The organism is Mesorhizobium sp. A623 (assembly GCF_054489405.1).
The window spans coordinates 59,440-74,982 of the sequence record NZ_JBTMXB010000002.1; the positions used below are offsets into that span (position 1 = coordinate 59,440).

Consider the following 15,543-nt stretch of genomic DNA (forward strand, 5'->3'; position numbering starts at 1 on the left):
TCGTGGACAACCATCAATTCTTGTAGCTAGTTTCTTGGGAGTCTGGCGGAATGCCCCGTTGCGGAATCGGTCCTTGGCGACCGCTGGGGGCGGTCCAGGAGCATGGCTCTCCGCCCTCCGAAACGGCATCTAGCCGGTTCGGATAGGGGTCGATCAATACACTTTGGGATTGCAGAACGCACGCGCGTTGGACGTCCATTTACCGAAGCCGACCGCGACCATATTGGTGATGACGCGGCAGACGTAGCGTTTCTGCGCGGGGTCGTTGTCAGGCCCGGCATGATAGCGCGCGACGGCCATCGACCATGTCTCGTGGCGGGCATGCAGGCTGGCCAGGAACCGCGCCGCATAATCGACATTCTGGCGTGGATCGAGCATGTCCGCGACGCTGCGGAAATGCGAGGCGTGATAGTGATGGTTGATCTGCATGCAGCCGAGATCGATCAGTTTTTTGCCCGCGCGTTGCGCATTCGCGAACGCTACGAGCGCCTCGCTACGGCTTTTCGGAAATACGGCTTTCCCCTCTATATTCAATGCATTAGGCTGAAGGCTGCCTTTGTTTCCGGTCTCGGTCAGACCCACGGCATAGAGGATGCCGGCAGGAATTCCATACCGGTCTGAGGCGCGCAGGATTTCGGCTTCGCACGGATTTCCGGATGTGCTGGCGGCAAGGACGGGCAGGCTAGATAAACCGATCTCCACCAGGACGCAGGCGAGGAGCCGGAGCATTCTGCTCGTGATTATGACCGTCATTGTTGCGGTTCCTTCCGGATTGCTGGCCTCCAGACATGTTGCCGTCGCCACCGGAATTACCTGACTGGAAAGACGAGGAATCGCGGCCGCCGGCACCGCCGTTCATGGCCGCGTTATCTGTCCGGGCGGTCGCCGGTGCTGCTATCGAAGGTTGCAGGACGGTCACTTTGTCGACGTCGAAACCCATCGCGTGGAGCGACTTGACGAGGCTGTCCGCATCGGATGACAGCCGCCTGTGCGCTTCGTGATTTTCCGGCGTCAGTTCGATCGAAAGCTGGCCTCCCGAAAGGCGAAGACTGGCCGTGATCATGCCGAGTTCGGCAGGATGCAGTTCGATCTTCAAAATGTGTGACGATTGCGCAACAGTGGAAGCCCATTGGGGAAGCCCATTGGACGGCGAAAAGGCCGCGCGCGCGCTGCCGTCCATCGCGATGGCGCTGGCGAGGCTGGTTACCGTCTGGCTTGCCGGATGCTGGGCGGGCGCCGGAAAGTTGTGTTCGCCGGTGACGACGACATGCGCGGGAGATGCCGCTTGTCCGTCGACGCGAGAATTGCGGAGCGTGGACTTCGGCGACTCCTTGTCGGCTTTCCTGTCAAGGGCCGAGACTGGCTCTTGCGAGGTTTTTTCATCACGATCAGGCCCGGCCAGGTCGGCAGGGTCGGTCGGATTGGCCGGACCGACTGGGCCGGCCGGCTTGGCTGGATTGGCTGGATTGGCTGAACTTGCCGGGTTTGCCGAATTGGCGGGACCGGCCAGCGACGGGGTTTGCGGGACGTCCGGCTTGCCGTTTCGTACTTCCGTGGCCGAGGTTCTGGCCTTGTCTCGTGGTATGGCTGCGGGGTCGTTCGCGGCCACCGACGCGACCATCGTTTCCAATCGACCCGGTGCTGGCGCAGACGTCTCGCCTGTTGGTGCCTGCGGCATGTCGGCCGTTATCCCTGCTTTTGCCTTGGCGTCCGCTTCGCCGGACGCCGGCGCAGTGCGAGGCTCGCTCAGGGCGATAAGCAGGGGTATTTCGGCGTGCGGCTGGTGATCTTCGGCGTGCTTTGCCTTGCGGTCCTTGTCTTTCGGCTCCGCTGTGGCCGATGTCGTCGCCTCATCGCTGCCTTCCGGCGAAGGGTCGGTAGCGTCGTCCGCGGTCGCCATGGCCTTGTCGTCGCTATCAGTAAATTTCGTGACCAAGTCCGGCCAGTGTGGCTGAAGGAAGGCAGCGGACTTGGCTTGATCCTGCGCTCTTGGCGGTTGCGCGGTTTGCTCGGCATTCCGCAAATGGCTGCCGAAGTCGGCGTCGCCCTTGTCGTCGCCGGTCGTTCGGGCAGGCTGGGCGCCGGAAGTAACCGGACCGGGTAAAGTTGCGCCGACATTCATTTGGGGGAGGCTCCCAGCATCTGGTCGATTTTTGCTAGCTTGCGTTGGGCTGCGGCAATGGCGGTGTCGGTGTGATCGGGTGCGAGCGTTGTCTCGTTCGTCGAAACAGGTTCCGCATATGCGGCCTCGATTGGAGCGGCCCCGATTGGCGCGGCAGAGGCAGGCGAGGCGGATGCTTCGATAATCGGCTTTTCCGGCATGGCGCCCTCGACAGCGGGCAGGTCGGTCGCTTCCGAAACAGCAACGTCAGGCACTGGCTGGCTGGCATCAGGGGGCGGCGGGCCTGCGACGGGCGCGCGCCTTGGCGCGGCAACAGGTGGCGGGGCGGCGACCATCTCGCTGGCAACGGCGCGGGCGGCATCGAGCAGCGATTGATCGCCTAGCGAAAGCTTGCTGCGATCGATCGATTTCAGTTTCTCGCGCACCTCTTCGACGGTGGCCGAGGTAACGGTGGAGAGGCTGGCATAGAGCAATGCGCGCGGGTCGTCCTCGTTGCTGTTGCCGTTGCGGCCCTGTTCGGCCTTGGCCGAGGCGAAGGTCGAAAGATCGATCAGCCCCTCGATTGCCGCGCGTCGGGCGATGCGCAGGTAGATCACCTTCTCGCGCTCGGCATCCATCATCGCGGTGATGTCGGCCAGCTTGGCCTGGCTGACGCCCTCATGCAACGCGATCGCGCCCGCGACGAAGGCGTCGGCGAACTGGCTGGCGTAGGGTGAACGAAGAAAGCGCTCGACATACTGGGTGGAGGCAAGCGCGAAACGCGCGGCGTCGCCTTGTGCGGTGGCGATGGCGACGGAACGGCGAAGTGCGGCCTCCTCGACCAGCGTGCCGGGGCTGAGCAGGCGTGCCTGATCGAGTAACGCAAGTGCCTCGACGGGGTGTTCCGAAGCGAGCAGCGATCCCTTGACCAGCGCGAGAAACGCACCAAGGTCGCTCGGCAATAGCATCGGATCGACAGGCTTCAGGGCTTCGATGGCGGCGGCGGGATGGCCGCTCAGATAGTCAATTACCCCTTCGGAGATGGCGCGATTATTGCCGTCAAGCTCGATGCGCGACGTGGCCACCTTGAGGGTCGTGGGGTTGCCGCCGCTCATGCCATAGACGAGCAGGGCACGAAAATTCTTCGGCTCCTTGAAGAGGTCCGGCGAAGCTGCGCGCAGCCGCGCATCGATCATCTCCAGCAGTTTCCCCTGCATCGGCAGCGCGGCATGGTCACCATTGGCGATGCGGTCCTGCACGAGTTGCAGCGAGCGCACGAGTTGGTAGGGCTGCAGTTCTTCGCCCGCCATCGACGCGCCAGGCAGGATGATCGCCGAAAGAGCAAGGCCGATCATGCAATGCCAGGCCGATGGATGGTGGGGCGCGAGGCGTCTCATCCGTCGTTTTCCAGGCGGATTTCGATGCGGCGGTTGACGGCGGCCAGAGGATCGGACGCGTCCTTGGGTTTGCGATCGGCGAAACCGGATACTTCGACGACGCGGCTCTCTTCGACACCGCCGCGAACCAGCATGTAGTACGCCGATTGAGCACGCGCCGTGGATAGCCGCCAATTATCATAGGTGGCGCTTTTGAAGGGGCGGGCATCGGTATGCCCTTCTATCGTGATCTTGCCCTTCTGGCCGTTGATGATGCGGCCGATCTTGTCCATCGCCAATACGAGGTCGTGGTTGGGCGTGGCCGAACCGATCTGGAACATGCCGAAATCCAGTTGATCGGTGATGGAGATGATGACGCCCTTGTCGGTCACTTGGACCGAAACCCCGTCATGCAGCTTGTCGCCTGCCTTGAACGCTTCCGCAATTTGCTTGCTGACTTCCGCCGCAGCCTTGCGAGCGCTGGCGGACGGCGCGCTTTCCGCTTTGCCGATCTTGTCTTGCGTCGTCTTGTCTTGCGCCGTCTGGGCGGTGTCGTTGGCGGCGGTGGTTTCGCCTGGCTGCGCCGGCGTGCCAGAAGAGGGGGGAACGGCCTTGACCCTGACCACCTGCGTTTCGGCGGCCTTGTCGCCGGGCTGTACCGGGTCGCCCTCTATCTTCGCCCGCTCGGCGCTGGCTTCGGCTGCCGGCTCGGCGATTTGCTGGGACCAGAAATCGGGAGCAAAGGGGTCGCGATAGGAAGTGCCGCCGGACGCGCCTGTCGCGGGCCCCGCATTTTGCATGCCGCCATCGCCTTTCTGGCTGACGTTTTGCATCGTGCCGGTGTCCATGGCGATTTCAGCCAGCACGGCATACGGATCGGCGAAGAGGCGTTCGTCGGCATTGTCGGCTCGCTTGGGGGCCGCCGCGGAATCCTGAGTTTGCGAAGACTTGGCGCCGCTGTCGCCGCCCTGGCCCGCTTTGGAGGTCGATTTCTCAGGAGAATCGGCCGTCAGTCCCGATTCTCGCGGGCCATCGCCAAGATCCTCCAGACCCTTGCGGCTGGCATCGCGGTCGATCAGCTTGACCGGGTTGAAGTAGCTGGCAACGGCTGCCTTTGTCTGCTCGTTGGCGGCATTGATCAGCCACATGACGAGGAAGAAGCACATCAAGGCGGTCATGAAGTCGGCGAAGGCGATTTTCCAGACGCCGCCGTGAGGGGCTTCGTCATGGTCGCTATGAGCGCGCCGGACGATGATGATTTCTTGCCGCGCATCGTGGGTATCGACGGCGCTCATGCGAGAATCTCGCCGAATGCGTCGGCCCATTCGCCCATGCGGGTTTCGATCACGGTATCGTCTATGACGACGGTCAGGTCGAAACCGGACGCTTCGACGAAATCGAGGCGCTCGGCATGGGTCCCGAGTGCGGCGACGAGCGGCTCGAACAGCGATTGCGGCCCGCGCACCTTTATGCGCGTTGCCTCTCTTCCGCCAATGCTCGCTTGAATGGAACGGGCGAGCGCTTCCAGCGAGCGCTTGCGCAGATCGTCGCCGAGCGCGTTGCCGAGAATGCGGGTAACGGAAGCCCCGACGACTTCGCCGATGCGGGCTTCCATGGCGTCGATCCGCTCGGCGATCCGCTTGCCGACATCGTCGCCAAGGCTTTCGAGAAATACCTTGGCCTCTTGCGCATTTGCCTCGCGCTCGGTCTCCAGTGCTGCCTGGTGCGCTGCGGCCAGCCTTGCCTCCAGCGCGGTCTCGGCCTCGGCAACGGAGCGGGCGACGATGGCCGCGACATCCACTGCCGGCTGGACATGCCGTTTGGGCTGGTCAGCTTCCGTCGGAGCCGTTCCATGGCGCGGGAGGCTTGCGCCGAAATCCGGCAACAGGTCGAAAAGGGCTGCGGAGGGCATCAGCCGACGGCTTCCTGGGCGGCCCATTTACGCAGGATCTGCGCGGTGCGCTCCTCGTTGATGTCAACCATGCGGGCAAGCCGATCCTGCGGCGCCGGCCTCAGCTTCTGGCGAAGATCGTCCAGCGCGGTCGGCCCCGTGCGGCTCAGGGCCGCTGCATCGGCTGCCCCGTCAGGATTTGGCAGCGCGCGCTGAACCTCGTCGAAGCTCGGTTCGGCCAGCGCCGGCGTCGCCTGCGCGGTCAGGGCCGCCGCCATCGGCCGCAGCCCGAAGAATGCCACCAGGAAAACCACGACGATGAAGGCGGCGGCATTGATCAGGCTGCCGGTATAATGCCCGATAGATTCCAGGATGCTGGTTTTCGGGATCGCCTCGCCGTCGAGGCCGTCGATGAATTCCACCGAGGAGACGTCGATGACGTCGCCGCGCTTGTCGTCGAAGCCGGTGGCCGACGCCACCATCTTCTGGATGTCGGCAACCCGCGCGGCGATATTTTCCGGCGTGGCGTCCTTGCCAAGGATCGATACCAGCCTTTGCCGGTTGACCACGACGGCAACCGACATCTTGCTGACCGAATAGCCGTTAGAAACGGTGGCTATCTTCTTGGAATTGATCTCGTAATTGGTAATCTCTTCCTTGCGGTCGTTCTGCGAGGTCGATTGCGGCCCTTCCGTAGTGGTGGTCTGGGTTTCGGGCAGGTTCTGTTCGACGCTGGCCGGCGTGGAGGTCTGTTTCTGGCTGCTGTTCTCGTTGTTGCGCACCGTCTGCACCGACCGCTCGACGCGCGAATCCGGATCGAAGATCGTTTCCTCGATCTGGCGCGTGTCGGTGTTGACGTCGGCCTTGACGCTGGCGCGGAAATTATCGGGGCCGAGATAGGGGCTTAGCGCGCGGCGGATGTTGTCCTCGATCTGCGCTTCGACCGATTGCTCGATGCCCAGCGTGCGGGCGGCGCTCGAATTCGAGGGATCGTCGCCCGATGCGAGAAGGTTGCCGCTGGAATCAAGCACCGTTACCCGGTCTGCGGCCAGCGCCGGCACCGCCGCGGCGACAAGGTGACGGATCGACATGGCGGTCTTCTGGGCGTCGACGCCGCTGTAGCGGATGACGACGGAGGCCGACGGCTGCTGCTCCTCGCGGCGGAAATTGGCGCGTTCCGACATGACGATGTGGACGCGTGCCGCCTTGATGCCGGAAATCGAGCGGATGGTGCGGGAAATTTCGCCTTCGAGCGCCCGCACGCGGGTGATCTGCTGCATGAAGGAGGTGAGGCCGAGCGAGCCGACATTGTCAAACAGCTCATATCCGGCATTGGCGCTGGTCGGCAGACCCTTTTCGGCCAGCAGCATGCGCGCTTGCGCCGTGGCGCCGGCGGCAACGAGAACCGTGGTTCCATCCGAGCCGACATCGAAGTCGATGCCGGCTTCGCCGAGCACCATGCCGATCTGGTTTACGTCGGACCGCTCCAGCCCGACATAGAGCGTTTCGTAGGCGGGGCGGTTGAGATAGACCGCGCCGATGCCGATCACCGCAAACACCAGCGCCGTTATGCCGGCCAGGATGGCCAGCCTCTTCGTGCCGAAACCCTTGAGGTTCGAGATGATAGTCTGGATCTGTTCCGGCACGGATCGATGGCTCCCGCATCATTGCCCATGCCGACCCTAGACCGCGAAGCTTGTGCGAAAATGAAATCGGGCCGCATCATTGACGCGGCCCGATAATCTCTACGCAGATCCGGACGTTCAGCCCTTGAACAGGGACAGGATGTTTTGCGATGTCGCGTTGGCGATCGACAGCGACTGGATACCGAGCTGCTGCTGGACCTGGAGCGCCTGCAGCTTTGTCGATTCCTGGTTCATGTCGGCATCGACAAGCTGGCCGACGCCACGGTCGATGGAGTCCATCAGCTTGGAAACAAAGTCCTTCTGCATGTCGATGCGGGACTTGGCGGCTCCGAGTTCGGAGGCGGCGGCCGTCATGGTGCCAAGCACTTTCTCGATATCGGTCAGGAGGTTGTCGAATTGGACAGCATCGGAGGAGCCGGTGACGCTGGCCATACCAGTCGCAGACAGGTCGATATCGAGGAGCGATACCCCGGAATTCGTTCCGCTCGCGTCGAGGATGCCGGCATGCGTCGACGCCGAGGCGTCGATGAGGCGGATATTGCCATACAGGATGCTGATCGATCCGGTGATCACGGCGCCGGTCGAATCACGGTTGTAAGACGAGATCACATCCAGGGAGAGGTTGGTCGAGGTCGAGTCCGTCTTGAGCAGATTGGCTCCGGCGTAGGTGGCGCCGCCAATGGAGTCCTTGAGCTGATCCTGGTATGCCTTGATCTCACTTTGAATCTTGGCCCGATCTTCCGGGCTGGAGGTCTTGGCCAGAAGCACCTTGGCCTTGATATCGTCAATGACGGTCATGGCCGAGTTCATCGCGGTATAGGCGGTGTCGACCTTGCCTGCGCCGAGGCCGAGCGCATCCTGCACGACCGAGTTCGCCTTATTGTCGGAACGCATCGTGGTCGCGATCGACCAATAGGCTGCGTTATCGCTGGCATCGGCGACGCGGAAACCTGTCGAGATACGGGCCTGCGTCTGCTCGAGCTGCTTGTTCGTCGCGTTCAGGCTCTGCAATGCAGTCATTGCAGAAGCGTTCGTCATGATGCTTGCCACGGGACACCCCTTCCTCAAACCACCCGCCGGTCCGGGCTGGTGAAACCCAGCACACACGTTCGGTTAACCATATTTACAAAGGCATGGTTAACAGACGATTAAACGGGCGGAGCTTGGGAAGCGGGTTGAACGCGAAAAGGCCGCGCTTCCAGAAGAAGCGCGGCCTTTTCAGTTTGATACCCGGCTGGAGTGCCGGGTGCGAGCCTTAGCCGCGGAACAGCGACAGGATCGACTGCGTGTTCGAATTGGCGATCGACAGCGACTGGATGCCGAGCTGCTGCTGGACCTGAAGCGCCTGCAGACGGGTCGATTCCTTGTTCATGTCGGCATCGACAAGCTGGCCGACGCCGCGATCGATCGAGTCGGACAGCTTCGAGATGAAGTCCTTCTGCATGTCGATGCGGGCCTTGGCTGCGCCGAGTTCGGCCGCGCCGGTGGACATCAACTTCAAGCCGGCTTCAACGCCCGTCAGGAGGTCGTCGAAATCATCCGAGTCCATCGCAGCCGTCGAAACATCCAAGGTGAGGATCGAAACGGTAGCAGCGCCCGAGCCGGTCGTGGTGAATTCCGTGTCGAGCATGCCGGCCTTGGCAGTGCTGGCGTCGATCAACTGTATGCTGTCATAGTCAATTTCGATCGTCCCGGTCGTTACCGCGCCCGCCGTGGTGCGGTTGTACGAAGTTAAGACCGTCAGCTTGGTGTCTGTTGTAGAGGTCGAATCGGTCTTCAGCAGGTTGGAACCGGCATAGTTGGCGCCGCCGATATTGTCGGTAAGCTGCGCCTGGAGCGACTTGATTTCGGACTGGATTTTCGTGCGATCGTCTGCACTGGATGTCTTCGCCAGCAGGACTTTTTCCTTGATCTGGTCGACGACATTGATAGCCGAATTCATCGCGGTATAGGCGGTGTCCACCTTGCCTGCGCCGAGGCCGAGCGCATCCTGAAGGACCGAGTTGGCCTTGTTGTCGGAGCGCATGGTCGTGGCGATCGACCAGTAGGCGGCATTATCGCTGGCGGTGGAAACACGGTAGCCCGTCGAGATGCGCGACTGGGTGGCTTCGAGGGCCTTGTTGGTGGAGTTCAGGCTCTGCAGCGCGGTGAGCGCAGCGGTGTTGGTCATGATGCTGGACATGAGTACGCGTACCTTGTTTTTACTGGAAAACTTTTGACATACCGGGCTGTCCGGTATGACGGTACGGCATCATGCCCATGATCGCTGAAACCCGATCACCCGCCATTTGCTGGAAGATGACAGAGACTCCCTGCAAAAGGGCTAAGCTTTATGGTTAACGGAGAATGAAGTTCCTTCGCCGACGTTTGCCCTGGCGGCAATGCCCTTTTTAGGGGCGAGGCAGCCCGTTATTCCCCTGAAAGAGACAGCTTCGCGCAATCCATGCCGGTTAAAATCGGCGCATGGGATGCCCAAGCGGCACGAAACTATCTGGGCTGGGGAAGACATGGCATCGGCAAAAGGCGCTCGCAAAGACTTTTTGGCAAACGGCCATCGCTCGCCGGCAGGCGGTAGGATCCGCGGCGCCGACGCGCTCGTGCAGGCCGTGGTTGGTGGTGGAACAAGCGCTGCCGATCTGATCGGTTCCACGCAGGACATTTCCCAAGACCGGAAGACGATCAAGAAGGCTAGCCGAATTCTGAAGCAAGCGGTCGAAGCCCTGGATGCACGCCGTTGCAAGGCTTCGGAGGCGCTCTTCGACGAAGCAATCGCCCTGCTCGATACGCCGCCGTCGCGCTTGTGGTGCTATCGCCTTGTCGCCGCGTCCAAGGGGGACAATTACGAATACGTCGTCAACAATTACCAGCGCATCCGGGCTCTCGCTTCCAGCGATGAGGAACTGGTGTTGGTCGATCGCGCCTGGATCGACTGCCTTGCTGCCGGAGGCTACTTTCAGGAAGCGTTGCGGGAAGCCGAGACGTTGTTGTCTACCCGCAAAACCAGCGCCTGGGCCTCGATCAAGTCCGCCACCGGCGTCATCCACGCCCATCTTGGCAATCTCGACAAGGCAATCGCCATCCAGAAGTCGATTCTAGAAACCGAGCCGGCACATATACTCGCGCGCTGGAACCTTGCCATCCACCAGTTGGAGGCAGGCGAATTGCCCGAAGCCTTCGACAATTACGAGGCCCGCTGGCAATGGCCGGATTTTCCCTCGGAACGCCGTACCTTCGACGTGCCGCCATGGAACGGGGAGAAACTCGAAGGGAAACGCATCCTCGTTTGGCGCGAACAGGGGGTAGGCGATGAAATCCGATTTTCGGGCATCCTGCCTGATCTCATCGCTACCGGAGCGCAAATAACGTTCGAGTGCAGCGGCAAGCTTGCCGCGCTTTTTCGCGCGTCCTTTCCGGAAATCGATGTCCGCGCCGTGCAGCCTGCCGACATGCGCCGGCAGCGGGACTATCGGGATTTCGATTTTGAGGTTCCGATTGGCTCGCTGACGCGGCACTTCCGGCCGACGGTGGCGGAAATGCAAGCGAAATGCAGGCCGTGGCTCAAGCGCGACGCCAAGATCGAGAACCAAGTACGCACCGACATGAACGTGGCCCCGCAACAGCCGGTCATCGGTCTCAGTTGGCGGTCGACCAATCGGAACCTGCAAAGGAACCGGCATTTCGTGGGTGCCGACTACCTTGCGCCCCTGAAATTGCTCGGCGGGAGCAAATTTCTTTGCGTGCAGTATGACGAGTGCCGGGACGAGGTTGCCTCGATGCGCGAGTTGGGCCTGCCGATATATGACTTCCCCAACATCGACCAGATGAACGATCTGGTGTCGGCATCCTATCTCCTGGGGGCCTGCGATCTGGTTATCTCCGCCCCCACGGCTACCGCTGAGCTTTCGGCCGGGCTCGGCGTTCCCACCATAATGTTCGGGTCCAGGAATTCCCACATCCAGCTTGGAACGGATGGCGTGCCTTGGCATCCGGCGTCGCGTTACCTGGCGTTGGACCCGGACGACCCTATTGGCGTTGCCAAATCCGTTCTCTTCACCTGGAAGGAAATCGCCCCCTGGGCTGAACAAGCGAGCATTTCCGGACGGAGCATCGACTGGGGTCTGTCCTTTCCAGGGGCTGGCTGAAAGGCCGTTACCGAATCGGTTACGAGTGAACAGGGCCGGCGTGATTGCCGGTCTCTTTCTTTGTGGAAACGGCGGATAAGGGCTGGGTCAAGCCCGGCGTTCAGTTGAACGATCGCACCAGGCTGCCGACCAGCAGGTTCCAGCCGTCGATCAGCACGAAGAACATGATCTTGAACGGCAGCGACACCACGGTCGGCGGCAGCATCATCATGCCCATGGCCATGGTGATCGTGGCGACGATCAGGTCGATGACGAGGAACGGCAGCACGATCAGGAAGCCGATCTCGAAGCCGCGCCTTATCTCGGAAATCATGAAGGCCGGAACAAGCACACGCAGATCCACCGTGTCGCGCGCTACCTGCTGGCCGCGTTCGCGGGCGAGGTCGGCGAAAAGGTCAAAGTCCTTGTCGCGCACGTTTCGCAGCATGAAGGTGCGGAACGGATCGGAAATCTTTTCGAACGCCTCTTCCTGCGTGATCTGGTTGGCCATCAGCGGCTTGACGCCATTGTTCCACGCTTGGTCGAAGGTCGGCGCCATGACATAGAAGGTCATGAACAGCGAAAGCGAGATCAGGATCATGTTGGCGGGCGTCGACTGCAGGCCGATACCGGCGCGCAGGATGGAAAAGGCGATGATGAAGCGCGTGAAACTGGTGACCATGATGAGCAGGCCGGGCGCCACCGACAAGACGGTGAGCAGGCCGAACATCTGGATGATGGTGCCGACGGTGCTGCCGTCCGCCTGGGCGATGCCGCTAAGGTCGATCTGCTGGGCAGAGGCGACGGAAACGGCGGCAAGGACGATGGCTATGCTGGCGAGGAAAATTTTCATTCAAACAACAACGTCCGGATAAGCACAGCCTTCACATGGCCGCCGCTGCGAATGGATGCGCGTTCCTGCAGGTCGGCCTTAAGGTGCTGGTAGCCGCTGGCGCCCTCGATCTGATGCAGCTTGAGCGTGCGCACGAAAGCCAGCAAATCCTCGTGGACCGCCCGCGCCATTTCCGGAGGCTGGGGCGCGTCGAACACGATCGATGCGTCGAGACGAACCCAGACGGTGTCCGGGGAGGCTAGATTGGTCGTGATGGGCGCCAGTTCGACCAGAAGTGCGGCGGCGTCCGGCCCATGGGATTCGGAACCGGCCTTATCGTCTTCCTGCCTCTCGGTAGCAGGCTTGACGCTGGGCGGAGCTTCCGAACTTTTCAGGTAGGAGCCGGAAAGCCAGCCGATGCCGAGCGCAGCAACGGTCATGGCGGCCAGCATCGCTACCTGGACAACCGTCGAGGGACCGTTTTTCGAGGGCGCTTGTTCCACGGTTGCCACGGCCGTCTTGCCTCTCGCCATTTCAGAACGGCAGCACCTGGTCCAGCAGTTGCTGGCCATAGGCCGGCTGCTGAACCTCGGTGATGCGGCCACGGCCGCCATAGGCGATGCGGGCCTCGGCGATGCGCTCGTAGGAGATCGTGTTTTCCGCGCCGATGTCGGACGGGCGCACGATACCGGCGATGGTCAGCACCCTCAATTCAGCGTTGACGCGGACTTCCTGCGAGCCCTTTATCATCAGATTGCCGTTGGGCAGCACGTCGGTGACAACGGCCGCTACATTGAGATCGATCGATTCCGAGCGTTCCGTCGCGCCGTCGGCATTGGTCTTGGTGGCCGAATCGAGACTGCCCTTGCCCTTGCCGCTGGTCGAATAACCGTCCCAGCCGAGGTCCGCGCCAAAGCCGAGCGAACGCGTTGCGGTGCGGCTCCTGTCGTTCTGGTTCTTGAACTTGGCCTTGTCGTTGATCCTGATCCTCACGGTGAGGATGTCACCTTCCCTGAGTGCGCGTGGATCGGTGAAAAGCCGGCTCTGGCGGTCGTCCCACAGCGAGAATTTCCTGACAGGGGCCGAAGGCGTTTCGGGATAACGATAGACCGAGGTGCTGCCGTCCTCGATGCCGGAACCGACCGGCGACAGGGCCGGCTCCTTGCCGACCTCCCTGAGATCGGTGGCGCAACCGGAAAGGCATATGAAAGCCAGCAGCATGAGGGATTTGCGGATCATGAGGGGTCTACTCTGCGGACAGCGCTGGCCATGATGCCGGTGAGGGCGGCTGCTGCCTTGCCGTCCATTTCATTCAGGATGACGCTGGCCTTGCGCGTGTCGAGTTTCATCAGAATTGCGGCGGCGAGATCGGCATTGACGATCGCCAGGCGTTCAGCGGCGGCGTCGGGCTTCATCCCGGCATAGATCTGGACGACACCGTCCTCGGCCCGCGCCAGGAATACCTCGCGCCGTTTCAGCCATGTTTCGTATTCCGCCGTCTTGGCATCAAGCGCCTTCATGCGGGTGTCGATATCGGCTTGCAGCTGCTTCAGTTCGGCTGCCTGGAGAGCATAACGGCGGTCGCGCGCCGCATCGGCGATGTTGGAGCAGAAGCGCTCGACCTCGCTTTCGTCGCCGGTGGGCGGGGTCACCCTGGCCAGTTCCTGAGGCGCTGGCGCGGCGGCGGGCGCGCCAGGCAATACCTGTCGAATGGTTTGCGCATGCGCGGCACCGGATGCGGCGAGCATGGCGGCGAGCGCCACAGCAAGGCCGCTGCTGCCGGAAAAAGGATGATGCGAGACGAGGGTCATCGGCAAGCCTCTCATTGGACGACCAGATCGGCCTGCAAGGCCCCGGCCGACTTGATGCCCTGAAGAATGGCGATGATGCCGTCAGGCTTGACGCCGAGCCTGTTCAGCCCCGAAACCAGCGTCTCGAGATTGGAACCATCGAGGACGGCAACCCGCGCGTCCGGCTGCGTCGCATCAATGGCGGTGTAGGGTTCGATCGCCGTTTCGCCGTTGGAGAACGGTTCGGGCTGCACCACCTTCGGGGCTTCGGTAATGCGCACGGTCAGCGTGCCGTGGCTGATGGCCACCCGCGAAATCTTGACCTCGTTGCCGATCACGATGGTGCCGGTGCGCTCGTCGATGACGACGCGGGCCGGTGTGTCCGATTCGACCATCAGGTTCTCGATCTCGGCGTAGAAGCGCGCCGCCGAAATGCCCTTCGGCTTTTTGACGGAAACGGTGCGTGCATCCCGCTCGGCGGCGACGCGAACACGGAAGCGCTGGCCGGTATAGTCGTTGATGGCGTCGGCGATGCGAACGGCGGTTGAGAAGTCGGGGTTGCGCAGTTGCAGGGTCAAGACCTGCTGGTCGCCGAATTCAGCATCGACCGCGCGCTCGACGATGGCGCCGTTAGGCACCCGTCCGGAAGTCGGCACGCCTTGCGTCAATTGTTCGGCCTGCCCCTGCGCATTGAAGCCGGAAACGATGACGGAACCTTGCCCCACGGCATAGATCTCGCCATCCGCGGCCTTCAGGGGGGTCATCACCAGCGTACCGCCCGCCAGCGACGTGGCGTCGCCCATGGAGGAAACGTCGATGTCGATGCGTGCGCCCGACTGGACGAAGGGCGGCATGTTGGCCGTGACGATGACGGCGGCGACGTTCTTGGCGCGGGCGCTGCCGCCCTGCGTCGCGATGCCGAGGTTTTCGAGCATGGCGCGGATCGACTGTTCGGTAAAGGGCGAGTTGCGTAGGGAATCACCGGAACCCTGCAAGCCGATGACAAGGCCGTAGCCGACAAGCTGGTTGTCGCGGGCGCTTTGCAATTGCGCGATGTCCTTGATGCGCGAGGCGACCTGGCCGGGCGGCAGCGAACTTGGGCCTGTCGACACCTGGAACATGCGCGCCGTGGTTTTCGGATCATAGTCGGGATCGATAGACGCTGCGCCGTTCCTGGCCGCAAGCTCGCGCTTGGCCTTGGCCGTCAGCCCGTCGGCAAGGGCAGGTTGCAGGCAAAGCGCCGTCGCTGCCAGAAGAAAGACGAGGCAGCGCTTCATGACGCGCCGACCCGAACGGTGCCGTCGGCCATGACTGTGCCGGAAAAGACCTTGCCGCTGTCGATATTGCGCACCTTGACAAAATCGCCGGTAGAGCCGGGTTCCAGCGTCACGGCCGCAGCCGAGATGGTCAGCGGACCGACGGCGAAGATGACCTGCACCGGCGCACCCCGCTCGACCACCCACGGCTCGCGAATGGCGTTGATGGGGATATAATGGCCGGGCAGCAGCGTGCGTTTGGCGATCCGGCCGTCGAGTTGGTCGATTTTCGTGGCGACCGAGGCAGGCTTGCGCTTGCCTGGCACCAGCGTCACTTTCTTCAGGGCTGCGAGCGCGATGGTTTCGCCGGGATAGATGACCCGGTTGGGGATGAGCACGACTTCGCTTGTTGCCTGTGTGCCCGAAACCGCCGCCGCGTTGTCCTGCGCGAAGGCAGGCACGCCGACCGCCAGCAGCGCCCCGACAAGGGCTGCACGGCAAGAAGCGAAGCGGAGGATCGGCAGCAGCAC

General features: G+C 62.3%; 15 protein-coding genes. 1 reads left to right on the forward strand and 14 read right to left on the reverse strand.

The features are described 5' to 3' along the window. Positions 1-153: 153 nt before the first annotated feature. From ACX3P1_RS02560 to ACX3P1_RS02595, 8 genes are all read right to left on the reverse strand, one after another. Positions 154-753, reverse strand: a complete 600-nt coding sequence (locus ACX3P1_RS02560) for a transglycosylase SLT domain-containing protein (RefSeq protein ID WP_459077973.1) — start codon at positions 751-753, stop codon at positions 154-156. Beyond that, complete coding sequence (locus tag ACX3P1_RS02565) at positions 683-2,122, reverse strand: flagellar hook-length control protein FliK (RefSeq protein WP_459077974.1); 1,440 nt, start codon at positions 2,120-2,122, stop codon at positions 683-685. Before ACX3P1_RS02565 ends, ACX3P1_RS02560 begins: the two co-directional genes overlap by 71 nt. After that, a complete protein-coding gene (locus tag ACX3P1_RS02570; protein ID WP_459077975.1) occupies positions 2,119-3,498 on the reverse strand; it encodes a chemotaxis protein MotC in 1,380 nt (459 codons plus the stop codon). Before ACX3P1_RS02570 ends, ACX3P1_RS02565 begins: the two co-directional genes overlap by 4 nt. Then, a complete protein-coding gene (locus ACX3P1_RS02575) occupies positions 3,495-4,772 on the reverse strand; it encodes a MotB family protein (protein WP_459077976.1) in 1,278 nt (425 codons plus the stop codon). Before ACX3P1_RS02575 ends, ACX3P1_RS02570 begins: the two co-directional genes overlap by 4 nt. After that, on the reverse strand, positions 4,769-5,389 hold the full coding sequence (locus ACX3P1_RS02580; protein ID WP_459077977.1) for a hypothetical protein: 621 nt from the start codon (positions 5,387-5,389) through the stop codon (positions 4,769-4,771). Before ACX3P1_RS02580 ends, ACX3P1_RS02575 begins: the two co-directional genes overlap by 4 nt. Next, positions 5,389-7,014 carry a flagellar basal-body MS-ring/collar protein FliF gene (gene fliF, locus ACX3P1_RS02585; RefSeq protein ID WP_459077978.1) on the reverse strand — a complete coding sequence of 542 codons (1,626 nt, stop codon included), beginning with the start codon at positions 7,012-7,014 and terminating at the stop codon, positions 5,389-5,391. Before fliF ends, ACX3P1_RS02580 begins: the two co-directional genes overlap by 1 nt. 117 nt (positions 7,015-7,131) lie before the next feature. After that, positions 7,132-8,064 (reverse strand): flagellin N-terminal helical domain-containing protein, encoded by a 933-nt coding sequence (locus tag ACX3P1_RS02590; RefSeq protein WP_459077979.1) that lies wholly within the window; start codon positions 8,062-8,064, stop codon positions 7,132-7,134. A gap of 205 nt (positions 8,065-8,269) precedes the next feature. Next, positions 8,270-9,196, reverse strand: coding sequence for a flagellin N-terminal helical domain-containing protein (locus ACX3P1_RS02595; RefSeq protein ID WP_459077980.1), 927 nt, complete (start codon positions 9,194-9,196; stop codon positions 8,270-8,272). 325 nt (positions 9,197-9,521) lie between these two features. Here ACX3P1_RS02595 and ACX3P1_RS02600 point away from each other — a divergent pair, with 325 nt between their 5' ends. After that, on the forward strand, positions 9,522-11,156 hold the full coding sequence (locus tag ACX3P1_RS02600) for a hypothetical protein (RefSeq protein ID WP_459077981.1): 1,635 nt from the start codon (positions 9,522-9,524) through the stop codon (positions 11,154-11,156). 100 nt (positions 11,157-11,256) lie between these two features. Here the strand turns inward: ACX3P1_RS02600 and fliP are convergent, their stop codons facing one another. From fliP to flgA, 6 genes are read right to left on the reverse strand one after another with little or no spacing between them, the layout of a single operon-like run. Beyond that, positions 11,257-11,988, reverse strand: a complete 732-nt coding sequence (fliP, locus tag ACX3P1_RS02605; protein ID WP_459077982.1) for a flagellar type III secretion system pore protein FliP — start codon at positions 11,986-11,988, stop codon at positions 11,257-11,259. Then, entirely contained in the window at positions 11,985-12,479 is a 495-nt protein-coding gene (locus tag ACX3P1_RS02610; protein WP_459077983.1) for a flagellar basal body-associated FliL family protein, read from the reverse strand. The genes fliP and ACX3P1_RS02610 overlap by 4 nt, the downstream gene beginning before the upstream one ends. A gap of 22 nt (positions 12,480-12,501) precedes the next feature. Beyond that, positions 12,502-13,206: a flagellar basal body L-ring protein FlgH gene (flgH, locus tag ACX3P1_RS02615; protein WP_459077984.1), complete on the reverse strand. Its 705-nt coding sequence runs from the start codon at positions 13,204-13,206 to the stop codon at positions 12,502-12,504. Beyond that, positions 13,203-13,778, reverse strand: coding sequence for a MotE family protein (locus ACX3P1_RS02620; RefSeq protein WP_459077985.1), 576 nt, complete (start codon positions 13,776-13,778; stop codon positions 13,203-13,205). Before ACX3P1_RS02620 ends, flgH begins: the two co-directional genes overlap by 4 nt. Positions 13,779-13,789: 11 nt before the next feature. Continuing rightward, positions 13,790-15,034: a flagellar basal body P-ring protein FlgI gene (locus tag ACX3P1_RS02625; RefSeq protein WP_459077986.1), complete on the reverse strand. Its 1,245-nt coding sequence runs from the start codon at positions 15,032-15,034 to the stop codon at positions 13,790-13,792. After that, entirely contained in the window at positions 15,031-15,543 is a 513-nt protein-coding gene (gene flgA / locus ACX3P1_RS02630) for a flagellar basal body P-ring formation chaperone FlgA (RefSeq protein ID WP_459077987.1), read from the reverse strand. Before flgA ends, ACX3P1_RS02625 begins: the two co-directional genes overlap by 4 nt.

Coding starts and splice junctions, on each gene's coding strand:
- ACX3P1_RS02560 (WP_459077973.1), bottom strand. CDS start 753: ATGACGGTCATAATCACGAGCAGAATGCTCCGGCTCCTCGCCTGCGTC.
- ACX3P1_RS02565 (WP_459077974.1), bottom strand. CDS start 2,122: ATGAATGTCGGCGCAACTTTACCCGGTCCGGTTACTTCCGGCGCCCAG.
- ACX3P1_RS02570 (WP_459077975.1), bottom strand. CDS start 3,498: ATGAGACGCCTCGCGCCCCACCATCCATCGGCCTGGCATTGCATGATC.
- ACX3P1_RS02575 (WP_459077976.1), bottom strand. CDS start 4,772: ATGAGCGCCGTCGATACCCACGATGCGCGGCAAGAAATCATCATCGTC.
- ACX3P1_RS02580 (WP_459077977.1), bottom strand. CDS start 5,389: ATGCCCTCCGCAGCCCTTTTCGACCTGTTGCCGGATTTCGGCGCAAGC.
- ACX3P1_RS02595 (WP_459077980.1), bottom strand. CDS start 9,196: ATGTCCAGCATCATGACCAACACCGCTGCGCTCACCGCGCTGCAGAGC.
- ACX3P1_RS02600 (WP_459077981.1), top strand. CDS start 9,522: ATGGCATCGGCAAAAGGCGCTCGCAAAGACTTTTTGGCAAACGGCCAT.
- fliP (WP_459077982.1), bottom strand. CDS start 11,988: ATGAAAATTTTCCTCGCCAGCATAGCCATCGTCCTTGCCGCCGTTTCC.
- flgH (WP_459077984.1), bottom strand. CDS start 13,206: ATGATCCGCAAATCCCTCATGCTGCTGGCTTTCATATGCCTTTCCGGT.
- ACX3P1_RS02620 (WP_459077985.1), bottom strand. CDS start 13,778: ATGACCCTCGTCTCGCATCATCCTTTTTCCGGCAGCAGCGGCCTTGCT.
- ACX3P1_RS02625 (WP_459077986.1), bottom strand. CDS start 15,034: ATGAAGCGCTGCCTCGTCTTTCTTCTGGCAGCGACGGCGCTTTGCCTG.